Source organism: Sphingobium sp. SA2 (assembly GCF_032227065.1).
Taxonomy (GTDB): domain Bacteria; phylum Pseudomonadota; class Alphaproteobacteria; order Sphingomonadales; family Sphingomonadaceae; genus Sphingobium.
Genome location: NZ_JAPMXX010000002.1, coordinates 130,104 through 154,602, shown reverse-complemented (window position 1 = coordinate 154,602; position 24,499 = coordinate 130,104). Strand labels below are relative to the sequence as shown.

Below are 24,499 nucleotides of genomic sequence, written 5' to 3'. Positions count from 1 at the left end.
CCACAAGGAGTCGCCCGTGACCCAGACGCCAAGCCCGCCTAAGGGGATCGGCACCGCCACGCTCACGCTGGCGGGGATCGCTGCGGCGTTCGGCGTCGCCGCCTGCTGTGCGCTGCCGATCCTCTTCGCATCCGCCGGGATCGGCGCAGCTTGGCTCGGCGGCGTGGCCATTGTCGCCGCGCCGTATCGCACGCCGCTTCTCCTCATTGGCGCATTGTGCCTGCTTGCCGGCGCGGCGCTGCTGTTGCGCCAGCAAGTTACGGCGGCGCGCTGTGGGCCGGGCGGCATATGCACGCCGCGCTGGATGCGTGTTCTCACGCTCATCGGATTGCTGCTCGGTGCGGCCCTGCTCTGGGCAGGCTATCGCTATGTCTGATGCCACCCCCGAGCTGCGCTCGACGCTGACCTGTCCCCACTGCGGTCATCGGGCGACGGAGACCATGCCGACCAATGCCTGCCAGTATTTCTACGACTGCCGGGGTTGCGGCGCGGTCCTCAAGCCCAAGCCGGGCGATTGCTGCGTCTATTGCTCCTACGGCGACGTGCCCTGTCCGCCGATCCAGGAGAGCGGCGGCAAGGCGTGCTGCGGCTGAGGAGGGCGGGCGATGGCGCGCGCATCATCCGCTGAAGCCGCCTTTGGATCGACGGTTACATTTCCCGGCGGTGCCGTTGTCCCGGACTGGAGCGCAGTCACAACACCCAGCGCCCGCGCAGCCCTGACGGCACTGTTCGCGGCGTTCATCGGTTCGAAGTGGCGCGGGATGGACGGCGTCGAGGAGCGGGTCCGGCGCGCCGTGCTTCAAGCCTATGCTGCCGATGGTCGCTCGCCGGTGCCGGCACAGATCGCCGCCGCATCGGGACTCCCCTCCGGCGAGGTCGGCTCGGCCCTGCAGCGGCTCGCCGGGCGCGATCTCGTGGTCCTCGACGGCGCGGGCCGGGTGACCGGCGCCTATCCGTTCACCGACGGCCCCAGCGAACATCAAGTCGAAGTCAGCGGAGTGACCATGAGCGCCATGTGCGCCATCGACGCGTTGGGGATCGGCGCCATGCTGGAGCGGGACTGCATGATCCGCTCGGCCTGCCGCCAGTGCCGGCGCACGCTCGCCATCCATACCCCCAGCCGCGGCCGCGAGCTGGAAGAGGTTGAGCCGGGCGCGATCGTCGTCTGGTCCGGCCGTCGCTATGCCAGTGGCTGCGCGGCATCGTCGCTCTGCACCTTGCAGGCCTTCTTCTGCGATGACGATCATCTGGCGGCCTGGTGCGCGAGCGGTCCGGTCGGAGCCGATGACGGCATTCGTCTGTGCCTGGCCGAAGCGCTCGAGGTTGGGCGCGCGATTTTTGCGCCGATGCGGATGGAGATGCGACCATGGCTTCCTACGACCTGATCGTCATCGGCAGTGGCACGGCAGCGCAGGTCGCGGTCGGCCGGGTCCGTGCCGCTGGATGGTCCGTCGCCGTCATCGATCACCGTCCGTTCGGCGGCACCTGTGCGCTGCGTGGCTGCGATCCCAAGAGGATGCTGGTCAGCGGCGAGGAAGCGATCGACGCGGCAAGGCGCATGGCCAGACATGGCGTCGACGGCACGCTGGCGATCGACTGGCCCGACCTGATGGCGTTCAAGCGGACCTTCACCGATCCGATCCCCGCCAAGCAGGCGCACCGCTACGCCGAGCTCGGTGTCGACGCATTACACGGTGTTGCTCGCTTTGCCGGCCCAGACACGATCGTGGTGGAAGGCCGGACATTGCGGGCCCGCCATATCCTGATCGCCAGCGGCGCGCGTCCAGTCCCGCTCGGCATTCCGGGCGAAGATCTGGTGAGCACAAGCGATGCGTTCCTGGAGCTTCAGGCCCTGCCGCGCCGGATCGTGCTGATCGGCGGCGGCTATGTCGCTGCGGAGTTCTCGCATCTGGCGGCCCGAGCGGGCGCAGAGGTCACCATCCTACAGCGGGCCGAGCGGCTCCTGCCGCACTTCGATCCCGACCTGGTGGGCTGGCTGACGCCCCGGTTCGAGGCGCTCGGCATCCGCGTCGAGACCGGTGCCACCGTTACCCGGGTCGAGCGCAGCGGGAGCGGTCTGCTGGTCCACGCCGAGCGCCAGGGCGAGCCTGATCTCAGCGTCGCCGCCGATCTCGTCGTTCATGCCGCCGGGCGCGGTCCTGACCTCAAGGCGCTCGACCTGTCCGCCGGCGAGGTGGCCGTGCAGGACGGGCGCCTGCAGCTCGACGCGCATCTGCGGAGCATTTCCAACCCGCGGGTCTATGCCGCCGGCGACGCTGCCGGAGTCGGACCGCGGCTGACGCCGGTGTCCAGCCACGATGCCAAGGTAGTTGCCGCCAACCTCCTGGATGGCCCGACGCACCAGCCGGACTATCGCGGCGTGCCGAGCGTGGCCTTCACTCTGCCGCCGATCGCCGCCGTCGGACTGTCAGAGGAGGCGGCGCGCCGCGGCGGCGTCGCGCTCCGGGTCAACGCAGCCTCGACGCCAGACTGGTTCACCGCCCGCCGCCTCGCCGAGCCGGTCTACGGCCATAAGCTGCTGATCGACGAGGACACGGACCTCATCCTCGGCGCGCATCTCGTGGGGCCGAACGCCGACGAGGTAATCAACGTTTTCGGTCTGGCAATCCGCCACGGCCTCACCGCGGCCGATCTTCGCTCCACCATGTTCGCCTATCCGACCGGCGCCTCCGACGTCGGCTACATGCTGACTTAACGCACGAGCGCCACTGCCATGGCGGCCGATCCCTCGCGCGATCGGCCGCTTCGCGATGCATGTCGATGCGGGCTGTCGCCCGCCATTAAGCGGACGCCGCTTGCGCGGCGGCTCCGATTTTTTGGCCTCTCCCTCGATGCGGGAGTGGTCGGCGCTCCCTGCTAGGCCCGCCGCGGCGCGCTGCAAGCCTCGGCTTCGCCGGGCTGCTCCATTTCATTTCGCCCCTGCGGGTGCAGCCCGCCGCTTCAGCAGGCCTCTCCGGTCGCTCTCGCCGCCCACCCCCGCCTCGGGGGAGGCCATGGGGCTTTTGGGCAGTGCTGGAGGCAACCGATGGTTTTCACCTTCCAACCGCCATTTTGGGCTGGACTGTCAGGATATGTCGCCGAGATCGGCAGCGGGCTCGTCTGCGCGCAACTCGGCCTCCCGAACGAACTCCACGACAGCCACGCTAGCTATGTCGCGCATTGGCTCGGCATCCTCCGAGGGGACAAAACCGCCATCATCCACGCCGCGTCCAAGGCCGAGCAGGCCTTCAACTATCTGCTGTCCTTCAGCGAGGGGACTGCCGTCGAGGAAACACACGATCCGGCGAGCGACACCGCCGACACTCTCGCCCAAGCCGCTTGAGGGAGCCCATCATGTCACTCGAAACCAAGATCCTCGCCTGTCTCTCGACGGCTCACGTCGATGAGAGCACAGCCCGGGAACTCGACGCGTTCATCCAATTTCCGCTGCCGCTTGCCGCGATCAGGAACCCAGACATCTGGCAAGGGATGATCGTCGCGGAGCGTTGGCAGGAATATGGCTGGTTCGTCTGGGTGAAGTCTTCCGGCCGCCCCGCGATGCCAGCCTCACTGCAGGCCTGCCTCGAATTCGTCGAGGCCGCCGGCGCAGAATGGGTCCAGTTCGACCGAGACTGCGAACCAATTCCCGACCTGCCTACCTTCGACTGGTAGGCCAAACTCAAACCGATGAAGGAGACCCGCCATGGGCTGGCTCACGATGTCGCGGCACGCGATGGGCGGTCATGCCACCGCCAAGGCTTATCTCGACGACCAGTTCACCTATAGCCGCGATGTCGAGGGCGGCACCGCCGGCCTCAAGGTGCTGGCCTCATCCTGTCTCCAGAACCGTACCTATTACGCCGCCGCGCAGGTCATCACGAACGGTGTCGGTGGCGAAGTTTTCGCTATCATCTGCAAGGTGCTGTGGAATCCCCATAGCAAGACCGGCGAACAGTTCGGTTACAAGGACATGTCGGAATCGATGGGTCCCTATGAGGATAATTGTCCGCAGAACATCCTTGATCTCCTCACCCCGACACAGAGCGAATATGCGCTCGACTGGCGCCGCCGCTGTGCCGAAAATCTCAAGCGGCGGGCTCGCAAGATCGAAGACGGCGATCGCATCAAACTCGCTGCCGCGATCACCTTCACGGATGGTCATGTCGGTGATGAGTTCATCGTCCAGAAGCGTGGCCGCAAGCTGAGCTTCCGCGATCCGGAGGGGCATTGCCGATATCGCATAAGCCGCTTCATGGACCTGGCTTGGGACGTCGTTCCGAGGACCAAGGTGCACAAGACGCTCTTTGCCTGAGCTGTTCTGCCGGTATCATGCAGTCTGAAGAGGGATCCATCATGCTCGCCCAAAGACCGGGCCTTTCGCCCAAACGGCTGCTGCTGTGCAGCCGCGAAAACGCAAATCGTGTCGCCTCCCGCCTGTTCGACGCGCAGTCCGGCAGGATCAGCATCGTGCGAACCTGCAATCCGTTGCAGCCTTTTCGTGTCTGCACGGCTCCCTCGCTCGGGGATCATGTCGAGGTGGAGATGGTATCCTGATGCGATCGATCCTGCTGGTAGCGCTCGCCTTCGCCTCGTACAGCGCCTCGCCCAATCCCTCCAGCCACCAGGCGTTCGAAGCCAAGGCCCGCGCGCTCGACGGTGATACCGTGGCTGTCGATTTCCGGTTGCTCGGGGTGGACGCTTTCGAGCGCCGGCAACTTTGTGAGCGGGCAAGCGGCTGCTGGCAGTGCGGAAAGGCGGCGCAGGATTTCGCCGCCAACGCCTTGCGCTCGAGAACGGCGGTCATTCGCCTTACGCCGAACAGCACCTATGGCCGACCCGTCGCGGTGGTGACGGTCGATGGCCAGGATCTGGGCGAGCGATTGATCCGCGCGGGTTTGGCTATCCCCGAGGCCGGATATTTGCGCGACGATCCAGCTCGGGCGGCGCGCTACCACGCAGCGTTCGTCCAAGCCAAGGCGAGCGGGGCAGGGGCGTTGACCGGCCGTTGGCTCGAACCAGAGCGCTGGCGCCGCGGCGACCGGCTACAGTGCGAGCACTGACGCTCGGCACGCCGAACGATCGTCCGACGCCCGGGCATATTCAGACCAGCGTCGGGTCCGCCCACCAGGATGGACCCTGCTCGAAATCCCCGTCCATCCGCACCAGTGGCCCATCGGGCGCATCGGCCACATAAGGATTGGTGAGCGGCATGCGCGAACCTCTCAGCCGCATCACCTCGCCGGCAACCCGACCGCGCCGCTCCAGCAGATCTTCGAGCCACTCGAGGTCGTCGAGCATCGCGACCACACCGCGACCCGCGAGGCAAAAATAGATGCAGCGCTGAAAATCGTCGGCGCCGTCATTGGCGAGGATCTGCGCGAGCTTCTGCTTACCAGCGGGCACGCCCTCATGAACCCAGCTGACCGCTTCGCGCAGCTCGCGCACCGAATAATAGGCATCCTCGACGTGCATGCCGATCGCCGCGTTCGCGATCATCCGGCGGGTCGGCCGGTTCTCGGCGTCCAGGGCCGCGTCGCGCAGCGTGATGTCGAGATCAAAACGATCGTGGAAAGCGGTCTTCTTCATCGCAAATCTCCTGCGCTCGGAACGTACCGTGAACATGCCTGACGGTCAAGTGACCCGCGCGATGCCTCAGACGGAGGGAAATCTCGATGTCGCTCGAAATCATCATCGGCCTGCCGCATCTGAACGAGGGCCCGATCTTGACGCGCGCATGCGCCTTGCAGCAGACCGCGCTCATCTCGGCGAACGCGCTCTCGCACTGGTCCAGCAGGCGAGGCTGGCGCGAGTGGGCAGGTTGGCGGCTGGGGCAGCTGTCGAACGCGCGCGGTCTGGCCGGGCTCTGCCTCGACTCCGCCGGTTTCGTTGCGGCATCGCGGTATGGCGGCTTTCCCTGGACGATACCCGACTATGTCGCGTTGGCGGCGGCCTATCCCTTCCGGTGGTGGGCGAGCGCCGACTATTGTGTCGAGCCCGAGATCGCCCGCGATCGCGAAGAGGTCGTCGATCGCCTGTCGCGGACGATCCGCGCCAATCGAGACTGCCGGCGGCTGGCCGAGGATTTCGGCATTGCCGACACCATGATGCCCGTGATCCAAGGCCGCCGACCAGATGACTATGAGCGCTGCGTCGACGCGCTGTGGGCCTCGCTTCGTCCGGGTTCGCCCCTTGGTGTCGGGAGCATGTGCCGACGGGACGTCCATGGTCCTGAAGGTTTGATCGCCGTGATCGATCATCTCGACCGCATATTACCCTCGTGCGTCCGCCTCCACGCCTTCGGCGTCAAAGGCGCAGCACTCCCCTTCCTCCTTCCCTATGGCCGACGCATCGCGTCGATCGATAGCCAGGCTTACGGCATCGACGCACGCCGCACCGCTTTCCGCCGCGGCATTTCGAAGACCGACACCCTCGTCGCCGATCACATGGAAAATTGGGTTTCTGTGCAGCGCACGCGCCTCGCCGCGCGGCCTCTGCAGCTTCCCCAGTGCCAAACCCAGCCACCTGATCGCGGTCCCTGCGACCCTTGGGAGGCCGCGATAGCGCAAGCGCGCGCCGAAATTCGCGAGCTGATCGAGGCTGGGGAACTCGACCATGACGAATTGATCGCACCGTGGATCGAGCAGTGGGCGGCCGACATCTACCGGGACGGCTTCGCCGCCTGAGCGAGGGGAGGGGGGATTCGAGGGCTGATGAAGGGGCGGGTCGAAGCCGCTTCCCAGCGCCGAGGAGCTCCCCATGCTGCAGACTGCCATCACCTCCGAACGCGTCTTTCGTCACGGACATCTCGCCTGCGGGATCGGTGCCGGCGCCAAAGGCTTCAACATGGCGAATCCGCGCGTCGGCAACATGCGTGGCCGCTTCGAATGTGCGGGAGGCATCGACGTAGATCCCGGCGCGATCGCCAACTTCGAACATATGACCGGCGTGAAGGGCACGGTCATGGACCTGTTCAGCCGCGACCAATATCGCGCCTTTCACGGACGCGATCCCGGCCCGGATTGGCGAGAGGCCGTTCCCGACGACATCCGCGAGGTGTTCGGCCATCTCGATGTCGCCTTTGCAAGCTTCCCGTGCAAGGGCTTCAGCAGCCTGCTGTCGCAGTCGATCAGCCTGACCGACAAATATCAGGCGCTCAACGCCCTCACGCTGCGCGGCATCTGGCTGCTCCTCGAGGCCTATCGTGACGATCCCGTCGCTGCGATCATCTTCGAGAATGTCCCGCGCATCGCCACCCGTGGCCGGTGGCTCCTCAACCAGATCGAAGCGCTGCTCCGCTCGTTCGGCTACAGCGTCAACGAGGACACGCACGATTGCGGCGTGATCGGCAATCTGGCCCAAAGCCGCAAGCGCTTCCTGCTGATTGCCCGCTTTCCCGAGAAGCTCCCCAACTACATCTACCAACCCCGCGAACACCGCCTCCGCGGTGTCGGCGAGGTCATCGGCAAACTGCCGCTTCCAGGCGATCCCCGCGCTGGCGTGATGCACCGTGTCCCGGCGCTGCAGTGGAAGACCTGGGTCCGCCTCGCTTTCGTCGAGCCCGGCAAAGACTGGCGCTCGCTCAACCGCCTCGTCGTCGAGAACGGCATGCTGCGCGACTATGGGATCATCCCGGAGCTGGCGCTGCGCGACAACGCCTATGGCGTCTGCCGGTGGGACGATCGCGGTCCACTCATCACGAGCGCGCGGGCGCCGGGGCAGGGGCGCTTTTCGGTCGCCGATCCGCGGGCAATCTCGAGCCGTGAGGGTTCGGGCTTCCTGGGCGTCAATCCATGGTCCGGGACGGTCGGCGTCATCAGCTCGCGCGGGCTGCCAACCAATGGCAGCTACTCGGTCGCCGACCCTCGTTATCGCGAGCGTGATCGCGACAGCACGCTTGGTGTCGTCCGCTGGCGCGACGCGTCCGGCGTCATTCAGGGTAAAAGCGGACCCACGAACGGGGCCTTCTCCATTGCAGATCCTCGCCCGGCCTATGGATTGGCGACGCACCGCTACATCCTCGGCGTCCTGGGCTGGGATACAACGAAGGGCGTCGTCACCGGCTCATCCAGGCCGACCAGCGGCGCGCATTGCGTTGCCGATCCACGCATCGATGGCCATCCCGCCAGCGTCCAATGCGGGGTCAAGACCTGGCTCCAGCCTGCAGGCGTCGTCACGGCGAACATGTGGGTCGGATCGGGGCCCAACTCGGTGGCCGACCCGCGCATTAACGGCCGCCCCCGTTTCAACAACACCTATCGCATCGTTGGCTTCAAGGATCCGTCGCCGGCGGTCGCGGGCCCCGGCGGACCTGCAGGAGGACTGTCGGTTGCCGACCCGCGCGCGCCGGTCGGCCGTCATGTGAACGGCAAGTACCGCGTCACCGGCTACGATATGGTCGCCAACGCCGTCATCGGCGCCAGTACCACCGGCATGGGCGCCTTCGTCGTCGCCGATCCGAAATACGCCGGCACCAGCCTTGGTCAGCACCACAACAAGATGCGCGTCGTACCGGCGTCGTCGCCGTCACCCGTGATCACGACATCGGATCGCGTTGGATCGGGTGCGCTGTCGGTCGCCGACCCGAGGCCGGCCTGTCTCATGCGACCCGACCGGGACTCGTATGTGACGCAGCGCCACTATGGTGTCGCCGACTGGTCGATGCCGACGGGCGCAGTGCCGGCATTCGCCAAGAACAACAATGGGCCATGGTCGGTGGCCGAACCGCGCGAGGTGCCGATCGACGACGCACCAATCGTCCTTCCCAACCCGGAGGACCGACTGGTCGCGCGCATCATCGCCCTCGACGAAACCTGGCACAGACCCTTCACCTCGATGGAGCTGGCCTCGATCCAGGGGCTATTCGACCCCGAGCAGTCGTTCCCGCAGCACATTCTCGATCGTTGCAAATCCTTTGATGAAGTGCTGGCCGCCGGCTTCGGCTTCCAGCTCGAAGGCGGTTCCGACGCCACGAAACGCGAATGGACCGGTAATGCTGTTCCTCCGCCATCGGCACAGGGGATCGCCGAGACGATCGGCGAAGCGCTCCTGCTCGCGGCCGAAGGCGCGACCTTCACGCTCTCGGCGAGCGAAATCTGGGTGAAGCCCGGCGCGCTCGCGCTCGTGGTCGACAATCGCCAGGCCGCTTTCGACATGGACGCGTTCGACATGCGCTCGATCATGGGCCAGCTCCAATGACCGGTCGCTCGAACCGGGCCGAGGTTCGCAACCCCATCCTTGCTCTGCCGTCGGTGGCCAGCCTCCGCGCGCTCGATCCCGCGGCACGGCACGCCCTGCAGGCTGTGCTTCTCGATATCCAGCATGACGCACGCCAACGGGCCGAAAAAAGCTGGCTCAGCCGGAAGCCGCCGGTCGCAGCCTATTGGGCTGCGTGCGGTGTTTATGCCGGCCATATCGCTCGCGCGATCGGGCCGGCTCCGGGCCGCAGGCGCCGCTGATCACTCCACTGTTGAATCTCTCGTCCGCTCCGAGGCCGAGGACATTGTGGCCCCAACCATGGAGACCCCGTCATGCTGATCGAATTGCGAAAGCTCAAAATCATCCAGGAGCTCTCCGAGGAAACGCCGTGCTACACCGCCGAGATCTGGATCGACGGCAGGCTGGCCTTCCGCGCCAGCAATCGCGGGCACGGTGGCATGGACGACTATCATCAGGTCGGGTCGATCACCGAGGCCGAGGTCAATGCCTGGCTGAAGGCTAACCGCCCCGTGCCGGTCTTTCAGGGAACCGAGCTGGAGCCCGATCTCGAACATGAAGTCGCCCGGCTGATGGACGAGTCCGAGAACATCAAGATGCTCCGCCGGCAACTGCGCGCCAGGATCATCACCATCGAAGACGGGAAGGTCTACACCTACCCGCTGAAGAAGCGGCCCGCTGCACACGTCATCGCTGCCATCAAGGCCAGGAAGCCCGCTGTCGAGATCGTCAACGAGACCGGGGACGAAGGCCTGAAACGCGCAGTCCGGATCTTGCTGGATCAGGCGACCACCGCCGACGGCGAAGCGGGTTAAACCAAATTCTGTTGCAGCGACGCCGCTGTGACGGTCTTGCCAACGCTCATGTCGAGCCTCGCTTTGCGCTGCGCCGGAAAGATACGAATCCCGAGCGCCTGCAGGACATAAATGATGTCGAGCGTCAGAACTGCGTCATCGGGAGCGAGGAGCGATCCGAAGGCGTGCGTCGGCGATACTGGCGAACGCTTGCCGTCCATCTCGCGCATAAGCACGCGGCCCTCGATACAGAAGGCCGATACGTCGCAGAATATCGCTGCCTGAACATCCGCCGCCATGACCAGATCGCCGGATTCGCGCGCCGCGAACGCCCGGTGGCAGCCCTCGATCATGCTATACATATCCGGCAGGCCGGGGATGTGAATCCGAGTCAGTTGGACACGCTCGTCCCGTAATCCGTCTCGCCGGCAACGCACTGCGTCCACCATGCCATCAAACCGCCAAGGCTGCGCCAGAACATATCTTGTCTCGACATCGACCTGTTCGGACGGCCGCAATTCGACCCGTTTTATGGCGATCGCGCTCGCGGCCGCGACGAACAGATCGACCTGAATGGGTCCGATAACCGACATCACCCCGGTCGAGCTGGGGCCGGCCTGCCGCTCATTCTCGAAGCCGGCCATCGTGGCCCCAGGCAGACGGAGATCCGTCACACCGGCCCGCAGGCATTCCATGATGTCGATGCCCAAGGCGTTCTCCTCCATTTTGGACAAATCTAGCGTAACCCCGTTAACCATTGCTGACCACTGCCTGGCGAGGGTCTGACGTCGCCGCGTCCCAGGCCGGGCACCTGTGACCGAAGGGAAAGAGGAGGGGGAGCGAGCCGGTCGAGCGAAGAAGTGCTCGAGACCGGAGGTTTCGCCCATGCCGTACGACATCACGATGCGCTATCAACAAGCGCTCGAACCCAGCGCCCTGACCACGATCGGCGCCACGCTTCACGCCATCCAGGCCGCCATCACCGACTGTCGCAACGCCGGCAAGGACTTCGAAAGTGACCCGGCAGTGGTGTTGCTGGCGCGCCGGCTTGCCAGAGTATGCGAGGCCGAGCCGGCCGATCTGGTTTTGCGACGCGCATGCCTTGATGCGATCGCCGAGATCCGCCGGCACCCCGCACTCAAGACGCTCGCCTATCGCGGTGTCGCCTATGATGAACCGGCGAAGCGCGTCTTTCATTCCGAAGGCCGCGCCGCGCTGCGCCGCCTGGCCGAGGCGTTGAGCCTTGCGGAAGGGACCTACGATGTCCGCTCCGACAAGGGTGGACCGGCCGTCTCGGGCGACATCACGCTCCACGGCGAGGAGGTCTGGGTCCGCCTCTCGCTCGGAGTCTTCGGCCCCGACCACGAGATCGCATACCGCAAGGTGAAAGGGCGCGGCGACCATTTCGGCGACCGAAATCGCTGGGCCTCGGTCCGCGACCTTCTCGCACCCGACCGCTTTGCGGCGCGTCTGCAACGCGAACTCGGTCTCACCATTCCCGCGGCGGAGCCGTCGCGCCTGTTCGCATGATCGGAGACCGCCATGCAGATCATAGCAACGCGAACCCGTGCGGCGGGGCACCATCCATACTTTGCGTATCGTCTGTACATCCCGTTCGACCAGCTGTCCCCCGAGCGTCAGTCGCTCATATCTTACCGAACGAACTTCGGCCACGGCCGCGCCGGCGACCACCTCGCCCGTCTGCGCGAAGTCATCGCTCCCATGGCACACCTCGGACTGCGACCAGGTCCGGCCCGCCATGAGCAGGGCCGCGCGATTGATCGGGTCGCCAAGCGCATCGAAGCCATCATCGTTCGCAAACTCTATCCGGAGATCACAGCTGTTATCCTGCCAGTCCTGCTCCGGGTCCCGGCAAATCCCGACGACGCCGCGATCTACACCAGCGTCGGCGATCTCACCGGCCGCTACCAGGCGCTTGCCGCTCATATCGAAGATCTGACCGCGGACACGCTTGGCGTCGATCAATTCGGAAAGCGGGCGGCATGACCGTTCCAGATCTCCGCCAGCCTCTCGGCATCTGTGCGCTGCCCGAGATCGCGATCACGCCCGATGTCATCGCTACGCTGCAAGCAGGCGCCTGGGTCGTGTTCAACCTGTCCGGCGGTAAGGATTCGACGGCGGCGATGGCGGCCGTCAATTTCTACCTCGACCTTGTCGGCCATCCGCGCCAGCGCCGCATGGCCATCCATGCCGACCTCGGACGGGCCGAATGGGATTCGACACCGGCGACGGTCGAGGCGATCGCTGCCGCCGCCGGCGTTCCGCTGACCGTCGTGCGCCGCGCGGCCGGAGACCTTGTCGATCGCTGGATCCAACGGTTCGAAAGCGGCAAGCGGCGCTACGAGGCCCTCGAAACCTACAATCTCATCGGACCCTGGTCCTCCGCTTCGCTTAAATTCTGCCAGAGCGAGATGAAGATCGCTACGATCGGTCCGGCCATCGCGCGCGCATTGCGCGGCGAGCAGGTGATCTCGGTTGTCGGCATTCGCCGGGACGAAAGCCACAACCGCACCCAAACGCCTGTCGCCAAGGCCGACACGCGCTTTGCCCCGCCGGGCAATCGCCATGGTACGGCCATGTCGCTCTGGCATCCGATCGTCGATTGGACCACGGCCGACGTCTTCCGCGCCCACGACATACTCGGTCTCTTGCTTCACGAAGCCTATTCGGTCTGGCGGGCCACCAGACTGTCGTGCCGTTACTGCATCTTCGCGTCGCTGCACGACTTGCAGGCATCGGCCGCGGCCCCGCCCAATACCGCCGTCTACCGCGAGCTGGTCGGGATCGAGGCGCGTTCGACCTTTCCATTCCAGCCCTCGCGCTGGCTTGCCGACGTCGCGCCGCACTTGCTGTCCCGCGGCCTAAACACCGATATCGTCCGCGCCAAAGCCGACCAGGCCGAACGCCGGCGCATCGAGGCGGCGATGCCCTCCGGTCTACGCTATGTAAAAGGTTGGCCACCGCGCCTTCCGACCGCAGCCGAAGCGTCGGCCATCCTGGCTGCGCGCCGTCCTATTCTGTCCAGGCACGGGCTCGCCGAACGCTTCCCGACCGAAATATCCATTGTGGAGAGATTCCGGGAATTGATGGCGATCGGCGCCAGAAAGCGCCGAAAATGACCCGGATTCGCGCCGAAGTGGGGGGGCTGGCGATCACCGCCGATGTCGACCGGGAAGCACCGCTTGGATGGCGCTTCTGGACGCTGGCCGGTTTTCCGGGCGATCCGCTTCAGCCCCGTCCCTTTGGTGGAAGCCGCTGCGTTCCGCTGGCCACGGTCGAGATCGGTGGGTGCCAGCGCTGGCTCTGCGCGATGGAGCTCGACGGCACATTCCAGCTCTTCACCGGCCACGAACTCTTCCCCTGCGCCGACCAGGCCGGTGCCGCGCCCTTCGTCGAGGCCGTGATCGACAGTCACGCGGATCAGCTCCGTCTTCTCTAGATTTCGAGGAATCTCCAACATGGAAACGACCCGCAGCCAGCGATGGCGCGAGCGTCGCGCCCTGTGGGCGCGCGATCTCACCGTGATCGACCCCAAAAACTACGCCGTCGACGTCATCGCCCATGCCGCCGCGCGCACATTCATCGCCAAGCATCACTATCTGCCGAGCTATCCGGCCGCTCAGATCGCCATCGGCCTGTTCGGCCGCAACGCCGCGCTCGAAGGCGTCGCCGTCTTTGCCGTCCCGACCACCAACGCCGTCATCGTCCGCCATACCGGCTTTGACGATCCGAGCCGCGGCTGCGTTCTCGCGCGCCTCATCCTCACCGACGCGGTTCCACAGAATGGCGAGAGCTTCTTTGTCGCGCGCGCCTTCCGCCATCTTCGCCGCGAGCGGCCCGGCATCGAGGCCGTGGTCTCATACAGCGATCCCGGCGCGGGGCATATCGGTCGTGTCTACTGCGCGCTGTCCGCCGCCCATCGGGCAGTCACCAGACCGCGATTTGTGCTGCGCGCCGGCGATGTCACGATCTCGGGCCGAACCCTGTCGAAGATACGGCTGGGCGAGCAAGGGCACACCGGTGCGATCGACCAGCTGGTCTCGCTCGGACTCCCGAGGCCGGCGATCGGCGAGGATCCGCCAAGCTGGCTCTGGCGGCTTCAACGCGACCGTTACCTCGTTCGCCACCAGCAAGCCGGACTGTTCGCCTATTGTTTCGAACTTACGCGCGAAGCGCGGCGGCGCGGGCGCGCCCTGCCGCGCCTGCCCTACCCGAAAACGCTCCCGCTCGCTCATCCAACCCTTCCGCTCTTTATGTCACCGGAGGAAATCTGACATGTCCGACATCACGCGCCTGCCCGTCATGACCGCGGCCGATGCCGAGAGCATCGGCTTCGCCCGGTTTAACGACGTCCCGACGTTGCCGATCGACATTCCCGACGGGAACTTCACGATCAGCGCCAGGACGTCGGATGGACGCCGCATCACATTCTTCTTCGGCGAGTATCGCCGCGGCGCGGCGCCGAGCTTCGTTGATATTCAATATCACGATCAAGGTGCGACGATTCCGAACGCGAACGGCGGCCAGTCTCCGATCTTCGACATGCTCACAATCGGACAAGGCGGCCGCCGGGTCTTCGACAGCCGCAAGCTCGACGTCATCGACAAGCCGTCGATCGCCGTCGTGCTTCTGGGCGAACCCGGCACGCCGGATTGAGGAGGAGAGAGGGCTTGGGAGTGCGGCGACATGCCGTTCTCAAGAGCCGAGGCCCTCCCGATGCACACCGATCCGATCGTCGTCAGACCGCCTGGTGCGCCAAGGCCGGTCGACTATCTCACCGTCGCCGCGTCGCCGCGCCGCCGCCCACCGTCCTCGCCTACGGCATCGGCGTCGATTCGACCGCGCTTCTCATCGAGCTCGAGGTCCGCGGCGAGGTTCCGGACCTTGTCCTGACCGCCGATCCCGGAGCTGAGAAGCCGGAGACCTACGAATATCAGAAGCTGATCGCCTCATGGATGGCAGCGCGCGGCATCCCATACGAGGTCGTCCGCTACGTGCCCCAACGCTTCAAGCACTGGCCGCCCTATTATTCCATCCTCGCCAATGTGCTGACCAACGCGACACTCCCCAGCATCAGCCTGGGGCGGCACAGCTGCTCGTTAGCTCAGCGATGATTGGGCTGGCCGCAGCGCTACCCAAGAGCTGGCGGAGGCCAGTCCAATCATCACGCCGCGTCAGCGGCGTTCGCGGGCCGGGTTCGCCCGTTATGATCGTGACGGCATCACACTCGCGTTGGCTGCCGCGCCCAAACGCGGCAACAGTCTTATATAAACAAGCGAAGCGACCAACTCGACAAGGGTCTGGGTGACGATGACCGCGGGTAGCAACGGGATTGCTCCGGGCACCGCAAGCGCCAGGGGCAGCACGACGAGCGAATTGCGCGTCGCTCCGCTGAACGCGACCGCACGGCCTGCCGGTGCCTCCAAGCTGGCGATCCGCGCGATGACCCAGCCCATCAGCGGCGCGATCACGGCATAGGCGATGTAGAGCGGCGCGACGGCGAGGACGGTCGTCAATGCCTGGCCGAGCTGCGGGACCACGGCGGCGATGACGATGAACAGGACCAGCGCGGTTGCGGGCACCGGAAGGAGTCCGAGCGCCCCGGTGACACGCGCGCCAGCTGCGCTTCGGGCGGCCCATAGCTGGCAGAGCGCCGCGAGGCCGAGCGGAATGGCGATCAGCCAAAGGAAAGCGTGGAGGAACGGCCCCATCTGCACAAGCTCGGCGGCCTCAGCGCCGAGGAACAGGCTGAGCCAGAGCGGCAGCAGGAGCATCTGCACGATCAGGAGGACCGGCGTCGCCGCCAGCAGCAGCCGCGCATCGGCGCGGCCGAGGTGCGAGAAGGTGACGACATAGTCGATGCAGGGGCAGAGGAGCACGATCAGGATGCCGAGCCGGACGAGCGGGTCCGGCGGCGCGAACTGGACGAGGATGGCGACCAGGACCGGCACCGCGACGAAGTTTACGGCGAGCAGCGCGGCAAAGAAGCGTCGATTGCGAAACGCCTCGCGCAACGAGGCGAGCGGCACCTGCAGGAAGGTGACGAAGAGCATGAGCGCCAGCGCCGGGTTGATCGCCGGCTCGAGCCGCTCGGTACCGCTGAGCGAGGTGGCGGCGATCGCGGCGATGCATACGGCCGCAAAATAGATGAGAACCTGCTTGCCCTCGAGCCGATCGCGCAGAGCCGACATGGTCATGCGGCGGCGACCGCGTTCGCTGCGCAGCATGGCTTCTTCCCGGTCGCTCCGGCGAGATCGTCCAGGATGACACAATCGGGACCTGGGCCGCCGATGCACTCGGCATCGCACTGGTCCACGAACGCGGCGATGCTCTTCTCCAATGCGCGGAGTTCGTGCAGCTTGGCCCGCACGTCGAGCAGATGGGCCTGGGCAATGTCGCGCGCTTCCATGCACGAGCGCGACCGGTCAGCCACCAATCCAGTCAACATCCGCACCTGCTCGATGCCGAAACCGAACTCGCGGCAGCGGCGGATGAAGGTCAACCGGCCCACATCGTCATCGGCGTAGCGACGCTGGTTGCCTTCTTGCCGTTCGGGTCGTGGTAGGAGGCCGATCTGCTCATAATAGCGAATGGTCGGCGCACTGGTGCGCGTGCGATGGGCAAGCTCGCCGATCTTGTATCCTGACATATGGCCTCGTGAAAAAAGCGCTTGAACCTCAAGTAGCTTCAACTCCTACAAGAGTGCTCGACCGCCGCAACCATTATCGGCGGCATGAAGGAGACACTCATGACAGAGACGGTCGACACCCCGATCGCCTGCACGCTCGATGCGGGAAACCTCAAGGAGCGGCTCGACTGGATCGCCGATCTCAACGCGCGGACATTGCGCAGCTCTAAGCACGATGATCTCACCCTCGTCCTCGACTATGCGCCCGGCGCGATCGACGATGTCCGCCGGATGGTGGCCGGAGAGCAGGCGTGCTGCGCGTTCCTCGCCTTTGACCTGGCCGAGCTTGACGGGTTGGTCCGCCTGACCGTTACCGCGCCCGAGGATGCGCGCGAAGCGGCCGAAGCCTTGTTCGAGCCGTTCGCGTCCAAGGGTGATACGACCATCGCGGCCGGTCCCTGCGGCTGCACGGGAGCGTGTGGAACATGAGCGAGACAAGTCTTCCCCAGGTCGAGGCGCTTCCCAACAGCAAGGGCGTCGGCGCGGTGGCGGCCACCGCGTCGACAGCGGCGCTCGCGTGCGGCGTGTGCTGCGTGCTTCCGTTCGCACTCCCCGCGGCCATGCTCGCCTCTCTCGGCGGCGTGTTCGCTTGGTTCGCCGATGCCTATCGATGGATGGTCCCGCTCGCGGTGCTTGCGGTCGCCGCAGGGTGGCTTTGGATCGGCTGGCAAAGCTGGTCGACCAAGCGCCGGCCTGCGCGCCGGACCCTTGTGGTCATGGCGTTCGCAACGGGAATGACGGGGCTGGCGCTGCTCTGGCCGAAGATCGAGCCGTTCATGATCCAGCTCGTCAGGCGCTAACCGCCGCTGCGCGCTGTTCATACCAGGGCCGGGTCTTCTTCACGATCGAGACGACCGAAAGCATCACCGGCACCTCGACCAGTACGCCGACCACCGTGGCGAGCGCCGCGCCCGAGCCGAGGCCGAACAGGCTGATCGCGGCGGCGACGGCGAGCTCGAAGAAGTTGGACGCACCGATCAGCGCAGCGGGCGCCGCGACGCACCAGGCGACGCCGAACTGGCGGCTCAGCCAATAGGCGAGCCCCGCGTTGAAATAGACCTGGATGAGGATCGGGACCGCGATCAGCGCGATGACCAGCGGGTTCGCGATGATCGCTTCGCCCTGGAATCCGAACAGCAGCACCAGCGTGGTGAGCAGCGCGATGAGCGACACCGGCCCCAGCCCGGCGAGCAACCGATCGAGCGCAGTCTGCCCGCCCGACGCGAGCGCGCCGCGCCGGATCAGCTGCGCCGCGATCACGGGGATGACGATGTAGAGGCCGACCGATAGGAGGAGCGTGTCCCACGGCACCGTGACCGATGCGACGCCGAGCAGCAGCGCGACGATCGGCGCGAAAGCGAACACCATGATGATGTCGTTGAGTGCGACTTGGCTCAATGTGTAGTTGGGCTCGCCGTCACACAGGTTGGACCAGACGAACACCATCGCCGTGCACGGCGCGGCGGCGAGCAGGATGAGGCCGGCGATATAGGAGCCGATCTCGGCTTCGGGCAGCAAGGGCCGAAACAGGAATCCCAGGAAGAAGGTGCCGAGCAGCGCCATCGAGAAGGGCTTCACCGCCCAGTTGATGAAGAGGGTGACGCCGACGCCCTTCCAGTGCTGGCGGATCGAGCCCAGCGCGCCGAGGTCGATCTTCAGCAGCATGGGAATGATCATCAGCCAGATCAGCACGGCAACGACGATGTTGACGCGCGCGAGCTCGGCTGCGGCGATGACCGCGAACAGGCCGGGCAGCGCATATCCGAGGGCGATGCCGACGACGATGCAAGCCGCGACCCAGAGACTCAGATAGCGTTCGAAGGTGGAGATCGCGGGCTTCGGCGCCGTGGCGGCGCCCGTCACGCGGCGTCCCCGTGCCGGCTGCTCGCGCCTTCGCCCTGGCCGATCTCGTGAACGTGTGCCTTGAGCGCCATCGCGTCGAGCTTGTCGAACGGCAGTGCGAGGAACAGCTTGATGCGGTTCTCGAGATAGCGGAGCGCGGTGACGAAGGCGCGTTCGCGCTCGATGTCGATGCCCTCGACATGGCTTGGATCTTCGATGCCCCAATGCGCGGTGACCGGCTGACCGAGCCAGACCGGGCAGGACTCGCCCGCCGCGTCGTCACAGACGGTGAAGATGAAATCCATGGCCGGTGCGCCGGGCTCGGCAAACTCCTCCCAGCTCTTCGAGCGCAGGCCATCGGTCGGATAGCCGATGCGCTCGAGCAGCCCCAGCGCGTCGGGGTTGACGGCGCCCTTGGGAAAGCTGCCCGCAGAAAACCCAAGAAACCGGCCTTCGCCGAGCTTGTTCAGCGCGCTCTCGGCGAGGATCGAACGGGCCGAGTTGCCCGTGCAGAGGAACAGGACGTTGAATATGCGGTCGGTCATTGGACAGCTCCGGGCTGGCAGCAGGCGGCCTTGGCGACGACCTCGGCGAGCGGGGCGCAAATCTCCGGCGCGCCGCAGCAGCAGTCTTCCATCAGGAAGCCGAGCAGGTCGGTCATGCGGGCATAGTCGGCGGTGTAGATGATCGAGCGGCCCTCACGGCGCGAAGCCACGAGCCCGGCATGGCCGAGAATGTTCAGGTTGCCCGAGAGCGTCTGCGGGACATGCCCGGTCGCCCGCGCGATATCGCCCGAGGCCATGCCCTCGGCGCCGGCGCGGACGAGCAGGCGGAACACCTCGAGGCGCCCGGAATGGGCGAGTGCCGAGAGCCCGGAGACGGCGGCGGTCGCGTCCATCAGCAGCACGCCTGCTTGGGCGCGGGCGCTGCGGCGGGACCGCAGCAGGCGGCAGCGGCGGGATCGGGCAGCACCTCGTCCTCGCCATAGCTGGTCGCTTCGCCGAAGGTGAAGAACGTCTCCCAGCGCACGCCTCCGGGATCCTGCACCCAGCTCTTGTCCGACTGTGCGTAGCAGCATGTGGTCGCTACCTGATCGAAGGTGTCTGCGCCCGCGGCCTTGAGGCGCCCGGCGAGCTCGCCCAGCTCCTCCGCGCTGTCGACCTGGATGCCGATATGGTCGACGCCGGTGGCACGAGCGCGCTCGGAGATCGCGAAGTTGACCTTGGGATCATCGAGCATCCACTTGGCATAATCGTCCTTCACGACGACGGGAGCGGCGCCGAACAGCGTCTCGTAGAAGGCAATCGATGCGCCCAGATCGGGCACGCTGACGTGCAGATGCATACGCTTCAAGGGATGGCTCCTATGACGACTCAACGATATTACGGGTATATCCGTAATATCGTTGAGTCAACCGCGCGCGCGTTGGCAATGCATCGTGGAAAGCCACCGTCCCACCGAAACAATCGACGGCTCAACGCCGTCCGGCGGTATCATGCGGCGGAACCCCAAGGTGAGGGGATCCAAGAAGATGGTATCGATCATCCGGGCCGCTGCCGGCGGGTCCGGCGTTCCGGCCGACTTCCCGATCCTGTTCGACTCGAACATGGCGATCATCGAGCCGGCATTCGTTTGGCTGATGGAACATGCTTGTAAAGGGCGATGCTGTTGTCCGATCCGATCTGCTGTTCGACGCCGAATATTTTCGCTACCATCAAGAGCCGGACTACGTCTCGTGGCTGTGCCAGTTTCACGCGTTTCCGCTGGCAATTGCCGAGAACGTCAAGCGCATCGTGACCGAGGAATTGCGCCGCCAGTTGATCGAGAGCGGCTTCCTGATACCTCGGGCCGAATGGGAGGATCGATATCCCGCCCAGGCCGAGCTGCTGCGGCAATTCCGCGAGATGTCGCGCCATGATCCACAGGTGATGCCATGACCGTCCCGGTTTTCGTTTTCGGCTCGAACCTTGCCGGTCGCCATGGCAAGGGAGCCGCGCTCTGGGCGCGGCAGCACCGCGGCGCAATCTACGGCGAGGGCATCGGTCGCCACGGCAATAGCTATGCGATCCCGACCAAGGCGCTCAGCTGCGCACGCTGCCACTGACCGAGATCGAAGGGCATGTTCGAGCGTTCCTCGACTATGCCGTCGCCCATCGCGAGGAGCAGTTTCAGCTTACGCCCGTCGGATGTGGACTGGCCGGATATTCCCGCCGCGATATCGAGCCTTTGTTTGCGGGCGCTCCCGCCAACGTCCTGTGGCCACCGGAGTGGACGTAACGCCGCCCCCTCGCTGGCTGGCTGAAGCGGACGTCACGCGCGCGCTTTGAGAGGAGAGGGGGTTTGGGAGTGCGGCGACATGCCGTTCTCAAGAGCCGAGGCCCTCCCGATGCACACCGATCCGATCGTCGTCAGACCGCCTGGTACGCCAAGGCCGGTCGACTATCTCACCGTCGCTGCGCCGCCGCCCACCGTCCTCGCCTACGGCATCGGCGTCGATTCGACCGCGCTTCTCGTCGAGCTCGCGGCCCGCGGCGAGGTTCCGGACCTTGTCCTGACCGCCGATCCCGGCGCCGAGAAACCGGAGACCTACGAATATCAGAAGCTGATCGCCTCATGGATGGCAGCGCGCGGCATCCCATACGAGGTCGTCCGTTACGTGCCCCAACGCTTCAAGCACTGGCCACCCTATTATTCCATCCTCGCCAATGTGCTGACCAACGCGACACTCCCCAGCATCAGCCTGGGGCGGCACAGCTGCTCGTTAGGTCCGGCTTCAGAGACTGTCTCTTTTGCTCGCGATGAGTGACGGGCCGACCGCCGCGCTAACCCAAAGAGCTGGCGGTGGTCGGCCCGTCACTCGCGTCGCGCAGCGACGCCTGATTGCCGGATGAATCCGCTTGGACTCAATTACCGCACTTCATTCGCGAGCAGATCATTTCAGGATCGATTTCACTGGCGAAACAAAGCCTGGGCTTGTAGAAGACCGGAGAACAAAAGGGGGCCTTATGGCGCGGCGCGTTTTCTTCAGTTTCCACTTCGCGAACGATTTTTGGCGCACCCAGCAAGTGCGTAACATCGGTGCTCTTGAAGGGCAGACTCTTTGCACCGCGAATGCGTGGGAAGAGGTCAAGCGGAAGGGCAAGGCCTCCATCGAAGAATGGATCGATGACAACATGTACGGCAAGAGCTGTGTGGTGGTGCTTGTCGGTTCTGAAACAGCGAGCCGCCCTTGGGTAGTCCGCGAGATCGTTAAAGGCTGGGATGCCGGCAAAGGAGTGGTCGGCATTCGGATAAACAAACTTCTCGGCCACGACGGGAATTCGTGCGCGGCTGGTAGCAATCCGTTTGACGAAGTCGGCTATGGAAATACCGGGAAAAAGCTATCGTCCATAGCGAAGCTGGTCACCCCTTCAGGCACAGATAGCAAGGCAGTCTATGATTCGATCAAAAACGGGATCGAGAGCTGGATTGAGGACGCGATAGCGATCCGCTCAAAGAACTGATGGAACTCCGTGAATTCGTGCGATATTCGATGATAGAGTTTCGATTATGATCGAATACATTACAAAATCCGAGCTTCGGAATTTTGCCGATAAGTTAAATGTTAGCGAACAGGCAAGTCTCAGAAAATCTGCTGCTTCTCGTAGCCTCTCAGGCACCACATTTCTTTCGCACTCAAGCAAAGATGATGATTTGGTCGTTGGCGCTATTCGTGTGTTGGAAGGGCACGGAGCCAGGGTCTATGTCGATGAAATCGACCCGGAAATGCCCCCATACACGACGGAGGAAACGGCGGGGCTGTTAAAGAGCCGTATTCGCCAGACCAAGCGCTTTGTCCTTCTTGCAAGCAAGAACAGCAAGGACAGCCGTTGGGTGCCCTGGGAGTTAGGCGTGGCCGATGGGTATAAAGGGCTGACGAAGATCGCGCTGTTCCCGGCATCCGACAGCTCGCATGAGCAAGCATGGGCATCGTGGGAGTATCTGGGATTATACCGCCGCATTGTCTGGGGGGATCTACAGGGTCATCAAAAGCGTGTCTGGATGGTTCTCGACGAGAAAAGGAACACAGCTACGGAGCTCAGCGAATGGCTGGCTGGCGAATGATGAGTTCCCACCCCGTTTAAGCAGTGGCAGGGGGCTGCCAAAATCGCTCCTCAACGACAGCCGGTTGGAGGGCCGGGCTTTCGAAGCGCTCCTCTCGGACGGAAACGTCAAGGTGGCGGTGAAATAACGCAACATAGTCTCGGTCTTCCGCTAGGTCGGGCGCTAGAGACCCAACTTGCGCCCCCACTTCAAGCGTCGCGCCGCCCGTGGAGATTACTGGTATCACTGCAGCCTCTGGTTGCAGGCGTCGAAACATTTCGTACTCTTGTACGATCCCACCCATACCACCAATGAATACCGCTGCTTTGAACTTGTGTTCGGAAAACATGCGCTCGCGCATGGCAAGCAGGCTCTTCTCCCGATCCTTCTCAACCTCGTCTGTATAAATCACGTTATTGAATCGCTCGTTGTCCTCGGGGAATTCATCCTCGAAATGGCGGGACTGATAGAGCCGTACCCAATGTCCGTAATTTACTCCGATGTCTTGAGAGACCACCCAGATCATCGGTGTGATTGCGGGTTGTCCACCCCAAACAAGAAGTCTGCGACCAAGTGTGACGTGCACCAAAGCGGAAACTGCGGCCGTAATCGCGACAGTGTCGGCGGTCGCCGCATATTGTGGCCCTCGCTTCGGATCTGGCACACCTGCCGATAGGAAAATGGCCTCAGCCATGGTCAATTCTCCCATGCTGCGAGAGCCCATCCGGCTTCGGAAACCTTAACCGTGCGGACCGCGAGAATATGCTCTCCAAGCCATCGTAGGTGGGCATTCCATGCATCACGGATGCCGATATGATCGTAGACCAGTACCGGTATCTCCTGCTGTTCCGCTCGTCGCGCCTTATCGGCCACATCGTTCAAAATTTCGGCCGTGGGGATTCCAACAATCGGATATGCCCAAATCTTTTGACCATCCAGCAATCGCACAGCGACAGCTCGGTGTGCGCCGACGCCTTCCACCGATGCTCCAATTTTTTCGACGTCAGCGCGAAGCTTGCCGGTTATCGACATATATCGAGATGCGATGCTTCGGCTTCGTAGCCGTTCCACCTCAAGAACGATTGCATCGGCCGTTTTTGCTACTATCGGTCCATCCGCCCCCTCGAGTTCTTCTGGATCAAGATAAATGGTCTCTGCAAGATCAGTCAGCTTGTTCGGTGTATGTGCAGGCCAAATGACACGAAGAACTTGAATCTCCTTTGCGCGTGCTCTTCCTATTTCTTGTCGCGTCCATCGGCTATCAAAATAAGTTGGAGTGTCGAGCATAACCATAACATCAGAATCGACGAGCCTGTGCCAAAGCACATCTTGGAACGGATCGCCGGGCCTAATATCGTGTGTGTCCAGGAAAACGTCGAATCCGCGGGATGCGAGGAGATCGTGGAGTTGCAACGCAGCTGCTCGGGATTCAACGCGTCGATAGCTGACAAATACCCGTCGCTGTCGGCGGAGCAGGCCAACGCATTCCAGCATCGCCGATGCGAGTTCGGTCATCGCTGGATCGTCAGCACGCCGCGTTAGCCCGTTGATGGGCTGGAGGAACTGGGGGATGTGAACATTGAAGTCTGCGCCGGCGGCGATCGTGGGAATGATGGGCGCGCTCGCTCGGATGAGTTCCTGGGCCGCCTCTAGATCTTGTTGGGCGTTTCCTCCGAAATACGCACATGCGAATGCTGCTGGTTTGTGTCGTCCGCTCAGCGTGTCCGCATTATGCACAACTACATCGTCGCCCAACGTCAATCCGAAGTCGGAAACGATATCGGCGAGCGTCGCGGTTAGTGTTGCGCGATCCCCGGGCGTTACGGCGCCAAGTATGGCCAATTCATAGATACTCATT

The 24,499-nt window shown here is 64.3% G+C and carries 34 protein-coding genes and 3 pseudogenes; 26 read left to right on the top strand and 11 right to left on the bottom strand.

Features of this window, described 5'->3' with window-relative positions:
- Positions 1 to 16: 16 nt before the first annotated feature.
- From OVY48_RS06640 to OVY48_RS06605, 8 genes and pseudogenes are all read left to right on the top strand, one after another.
- Entirely contained in the window at positions 17 to 376 is a 360-nt protein-coding gene (locus tag OVY48_RS06640; protein ID WP_021224336.1) for a hypothetical protein, read from the top strand.
- Positions 369 to 593: a GDCCVxC domain-containing (seleno)protein gene (locus tag OVY48_RS06635; RefSeq protein ID WP_021224337.1), complete on the top strand. Its 225-nt coding sequence runs from the start codon at positions 369 to 371 to the stop codon at positions 591 to 593. The genes OVY48_RS06640 and OVY48_RS06635 overlap by 8 nt, the downstream gene beginning before the upstream one ends.
- Positions 594 to 605: 12 nt before the next feature.
- Complete coding sequence (gene merB, locus OVY48_RS06630) at positions 606 to 1,385, top strand: organomercurial lyase (protein ID WP_021224338.1); 780 nt, start codon at positions 606 to 608, stop codon at positions 1,383 to 1,385.
- Positions 1,367 to 2,716 (top strand): dihydrolipoyl dehydrogenase family protein, encoded by a 1,350-nt coding sequence (locus tag OVY48_RS06625; RefSeq protein WP_016744716.1) that lies wholly within the window; start codon positions 1,367 to 1,369, stop codon positions 2,714 to 2,716. Before merB ends, OVY48_RS06625 begins: the two co-directional genes overlap by 19 nt.
- Positions 2,717 to 3,094: 378 nt before the next feature.
- A pseudogene (locus OVY48_RS06620) lies at positions 3,095 to 3,343 on the top strand (zincin-like metallopeptidase domain-containing protein); the annotation flags it as partial.
- Between the two features lie 11 nt (positions 3,344 to 3,354).
- Positions 3,355 to 3,672, top strand: coding sequence for a hypothetical protein (locus tag OVY48_RS06615; RefSeq protein ID WP_313922214.1), 318 nt, complete (start codon positions 3,355 to 3,357; stop codon positions 3,670 to 3,672).
- Positions 3,673 to 3,703: 31 nt separating this feature from the next.
- Complete coding sequence (locus OVY48_RS06610; RefSeq protein WP_313922213.1) at positions 3,704 to 4,312, top strand: DUF6927 domain-containing protein; 609 nt, start codon at positions 3,704 to 3,706, stop codon at positions 4,310 to 4,312.
- Between the two features lie 241 nt (positions 4,313 to 4,553).
- Positions 4,554 to 5,060, top strand: coding sequence for a thermonuclease family protein (locus OVY48_RS06605; protein WP_313922211.1), 507 nt, complete (start codon positions 4,554 to 4,556; stop codon positions 5,058 to 5,060).
- Between the two features lie 40 nt (positions 5,061 to 5,100).
- Here OVY48_RS06605 and OVY48_RS06600 read toward each other — a convergent pair whose 3' ends face one another.
- The gene (locus tag OVY48_RS06600) at positions 5,101 to 5,586 is read right to left on the bottom strand and encodes a hypothetical protein (protein WP_313922209.1); all 486 of its coding nucleotides are present in this window, start codon (positions 5,584 to 5,586) and stop codon (positions 5,101 to 5,103) included.
- A gap of 86 nt (positions 5,587 to 5,672) precedes the next feature.
- Here OVY48_RS06600 and OVY48_RS06595 point away from each other — a divergent pair, with 86 nt between their 5' ends.
- The 4 genes from OVY48_RS06595 (at position 5,673) to OVY48_RS06580 (ending at position 10,028) form a co-directional block, all read left to right on the top strand.
- Positions 5,673 to 6,683 carry a hypothetical protein gene (locus OVY48_RS06595; RefSeq protein ID WP_313922208.1) on the top strand — a complete coding sequence of 337 codons (1,011 nt, stop codon included), beginning with the start codon at positions 5,673 to 5,675 and terminating at the stop codon, positions 6,681 to 6,683.
- A gap of 73 nt (positions 6,684 to 6,756) precedes the next feature.
- Positions 6,757 to 9,195, top strand: a complete 2,439-nt coding sequence (locus OVY48_RS06590) for a DNA cytosine methyltransferase (RefSeq protein WP_313922206.1) — start codon at positions 6,757 to 6,759, stop codon at positions 9,193 to 9,195.
- Entirely contained in the window at positions 9,192 to 9,455 is a 264-nt protein-coding gene (locus OVY48_RS06585) for a hypothetical protein (RefSeq protein WP_313922204.1), read from the top strand. The genes OVY48_RS06590 and OVY48_RS06585 overlap by 4 nt, the downstream gene beginning before the upstream one ends.
- Positions 9,456 to 9,527: 72 nt before the next feature.
- Positions 9,528 to 10,028 (top strand): hypothetical protein, encoded by a 501-nt coding sequence (locus tag OVY48_RS06580; RefSeq protein WP_313922203.1) that lies wholly within the window; start codon positions 9,528 to 9,530, stop codon positions 10,026 to 10,028.
- Here OVY48_RS06580 and OVY48_RS06575 read toward each other — a convergent pair.
- Positions 10,025 to 10,717, bottom strand: a complete 693-nt coding sequence (locus tag OVY48_RS06575) for a hypothetical protein (RefSeq protein WP_313922202.1) — start codon at positions 10,715 to 10,717, stop codon at positions 10,025 to 10,027. The two genes, OVY48_RS06580 and OVY48_RS06575, sit on opposite strands and share 4 nt — an antisense overlap.
- Before the next feature lie 175 nt (positions 10,718 to 10,892).
- On the opposite strand from OVY48_RS06575, the gene OVY48_RS06570 reads away from it, so the two are divergent.
- The 7 genes and pseudogenes from OVY48_RS06570 to OVY48_RS06540 all read left to right on the top strand — a co-directional run.
- Positions 10,893 to 11,537, top strand: coding sequence for a hypothetical protein (locus OVY48_RS06570; RefSeq protein WP_313922201.1), 645 nt, complete (start codon positions 10,893 to 10,895; stop codon positions 11,535 to 11,537).
- A 12-nt stretch (positions 11,538 to 11,549) separates the two neighbouring features.
- Positions 11,550 to 12,014: a hypothetical protein gene (locus OVY48_RS06565; protein ID WP_313922199.1), complete on the top strand. Its 465-nt coding sequence runs from the start codon at positions 11,550 to 11,552 to the stop codon at positions 12,012 to 12,014.
- The gene (locus OVY48_RS06560; protein ID WP_313922197.1) at positions 12,011 to 13,147 is read left to right on the top strand and encodes a phosphoadenosine phosphosulfate reductase family protein; all 1,137 of its coding nucleotides are present in this window, start codon (positions 12,011 to 12,013) and stop codon (positions 13,145 to 13,147) included. The genes OVY48_RS06565 and OVY48_RS06560 overlap by 4 nt, the downstream gene beginning before the upstream one ends.
- Entirely contained in the window at positions 13,144 to 13,467 is a 324-nt protein-coding gene (locus OVY48_RS06555) for a transposase (RefSeq protein WP_313922196.1), read from the top strand. The genes OVY48_RS06560 and OVY48_RS06555 overlap by 4 nt, the downstream gene beginning before the upstream one ends.
- 19 nt (positions 13,468 to 13,486) lie before the next feature.
- Complete coding sequence (locus OVY48_RS06550) at positions 13,487 to 14,302, top strand: hypothetical protein (protein WP_313922195.1); 816 nt, start codon at positions 13,487 to 13,489, stop codon at positions 14,300 to 14,302.
- Position 14,303: 1 nt separating this feature from the next.
- Positions 14,304 to 14,684, top strand: a complete 381-nt coding sequence (locus OVY48_RS06545) for a hypothetical protein (protein ID WP_313922194.1) — start codon at positions 14,304 to 14,306, stop codon at positions 14,682 to 14,684.
- 131 nt (positions 14,685 to 14,815) lie between these two features.
- Positions 14,816 to 15,130: pseudogene (locus OVY48_RS06540) on the top strand (hypothetical protein); the annotation flags it as partial.
- A gap of 102 nt (positions 15,131 to 15,232) precedes the next feature.
- On the opposite strand, the gene OVY48_RS06535 reads toward OVY48_RS06540, so the two are convergent.
- Positions 15,233 to 16,255, bottom strand: a complete 1,023-nt coding sequence (locus OVY48_RS06535; RefSeq protein ID WP_313922193.1) for a bile acid:sodium symporter — start codon at positions 16,253 to 16,255, stop codon at positions 15,233 to 15,235.
- Positions 16,222 to 16,677 (bottom strand): helix-turn-helix domain-containing protein, encoded by a 456-nt coding sequence (locus tag OVY48_RS06530; RefSeq protein WP_313922191.1) that lies wholly within the window; start codon positions 16,675 to 16,677, stop codon positions 16,222 to 16,224. Before OVY48_RS06530 ends, OVY48_RS06535 begins: the two co-directional genes overlap by 34 nt.
- A 99-nt stretch (positions 16,678 to 16,776) precedes the next feature.
- On the opposite strand from OVY48_RS06530, the gene OVY48_RS06525 reads away from it, so the two are divergent.
- Together OVY48_RS06525 and OVY48_RS06520 are read left to right on the top strand one after the other, a co-directional pair.
- A complete protein-coding gene (locus OVY48_RS06525; protein WP_313922190.1) occupies positions 16,777 to 17,145 on the top strand; it encodes a hypothetical protein in 369 nt (122 codons plus the stop codon).
- Entirely contained in the window at positions 17,142 to 17,516 is a 375-nt protein-coding gene (locus OVY48_RS06520; protein WP_313922189.1) for a hypothetical protein, read from the top strand. The genes OVY48_RS06525 and OVY48_RS06520 overlap by 4 nt, the downstream gene beginning before the upstream one ends.
- Here OVY48_RS06520 and arsB read toward each other — a convergent pair.
- The 5 genes from arsB to OVY48_RS06495 form a co-directional block, all read right to left on the bottom strand.
- Positions 17,506 to 18,579, bottom strand: coding sequence for an ACR3 family arsenite efflux transporter (gene arsB / locus OVY48_RS06515; RefSeq protein ID WP_313922188.1), 1,074 nt, complete (start codon positions 18,577 to 18,579; stop codon positions 17,506 to 17,508). The genes OVY48_RS06520 and arsB overlap by 11 nt on opposite strands.
- Complete coding sequence (locus tag OVY48_RS06510) at positions 18,576 to 19,103, bottom strand: arsenate reductase ArsC (protein ID WP_313922187.1); 528 nt, start codon at positions 19,101 to 19,103, stop codon at positions 18,576 to 18,578. Before OVY48_RS06510 ends, arsB begins: the two co-directional genes overlap by 4 nt.
- Positions 19,100 to 19,456, bottom strand: a complete 357-nt coding sequence (locus tag OVY48_RS06505) for a helix-turn-helix transcriptional regulator (protein ID WP_313922185.1) — start codon at positions 19,454 to 19,456, stop codon at positions 19,100 to 19,102. Before OVY48_RS06505 ends, OVY48_RS06510 begins: the two co-directional genes overlap by 4 nt.
- On the bottom strand, positions 19,456 to 19,902 hold the full coding sequence (locus OVY48_RS06500; protein WP_313922235.1) for an ArsI/CadI family heavy metal resistance metalloenzyme: 447 nt from the start codon (positions 19,900 to 19,902) through the stop codon (positions 19,456 to 19,458). Before OVY48_RS06500 ends, OVY48_RS06505 begins: the two co-directional genes overlap by 1 nt.
- A 66-nt stretch (positions 19,903 to 19,968) precedes the next feature.
- Positions 19,969 to 20,175, bottom strand: a complete 207-nt coding sequence (locus OVY48_RS06495; RefSeq protein ID WP_313922183.1) for a hypothetical protein — start codon at positions 20,173 to 20,175, stop codon at positions 19,969 to 19,971.
- Between the two features lie 29 nt (positions 20,176 to 20,204).
- Between OVY48_RS06495 and OVY48_RS06490 the strand changes: the two genes are divergently transcribed.
- From OVY48_RS06490 to OVY48_RS06470, 5 genes and pseudogenes are all read left to right on the top strand, one after another.
- Positions 20,205 to 20,495 (top strand): hypothetical protein, encoded by a 291-nt coding sequence (locus tag OVY48_RS06490; RefSeq protein ID WP_313922182.1) that lies wholly within the window; start codon positions 20,205 to 20,207, stop codon positions 20,493 to 20,495.
- A complete protein-coding gene (locus OVY48_RS06485) occupies positions 20,492 to 20,662 on the top strand; it encodes a hypothetical protein (RefSeq protein ID WP_313922181.1) in 171 nt (56 codons plus the stop codon). Before OVY48_RS06490 ends, OVY48_RS06485 begins: the two co-directional genes overlap by 4 nt.
- A 282-nt stretch (positions 20,663 to 20,944) precedes the next feature.
- Positions 20,945 to 21,322 (top strand): annotated as a pseudogene (locus tag OVY48_RS06480) (hypothetical protein); the annotation flags it as partial.
- Positions 21,323 to 21,563: 241 nt separating this feature from the next.
- Positions 21,564 to 22,061, top strand: coding sequence for a TIR domain-containing protein (locus OVY48_RS06475; RefSeq protein ID WP_046194735.1), 498 nt, complete (start codon positions 21,564 to 21,566; stop codon positions 22,059 to 22,061).
- A 46-nt stretch (positions 22,062 to 22,107) separates the two neighbouring features.
- Complete coding sequence (locus OVY48_RS06470; RefSeq protein ID WP_038575785.1) at positions 22,108 to 22,662, top strand: toll/interleukin-1 receptor domain-containing protein; 555 nt, start codon at positions 22,108 to 22,110, stop codon at positions 22,660 to 22,662.
- Between the two features lie 16 nt (positions 22,663 to 22,678).
- On the opposite strand, the gene OVY48_RS06465 is transcribed toward OVY48_RS06470, so the two are convergent.
- Both OVY48_RS06465 and OVY48_RS06460 read right to left on the bottom strand, forming a co-directional pair.
- Positions 22,679 to 23,335 carry a hypothetical protein gene (locus OVY48_RS06465; RefSeq protein WP_038575783.1) on the bottom strand — a complete coding sequence of 219 codons (657 nt, stop codon included), beginning with the start codon at positions 23,333 to 23,335 and terminating at the stop codon, positions 22,679 to 22,681.
- A 2-nt stretch (positions 23,336 to 23,337) separates the two neighbouring features.
- Positions 23,338 to 24,498, bottom strand: coding sequence for a toll/interleukin-1 receptor domain-containing protein (locus OVY48_RS06460; RefSeq protein ID WP_084691196.1), 1,161 nt, complete (start codon positions 24,496 to 24,498; stop codon positions 23,338 to 23,340).
- Position 24,499 lies beyond the last annotated feature (1 nt).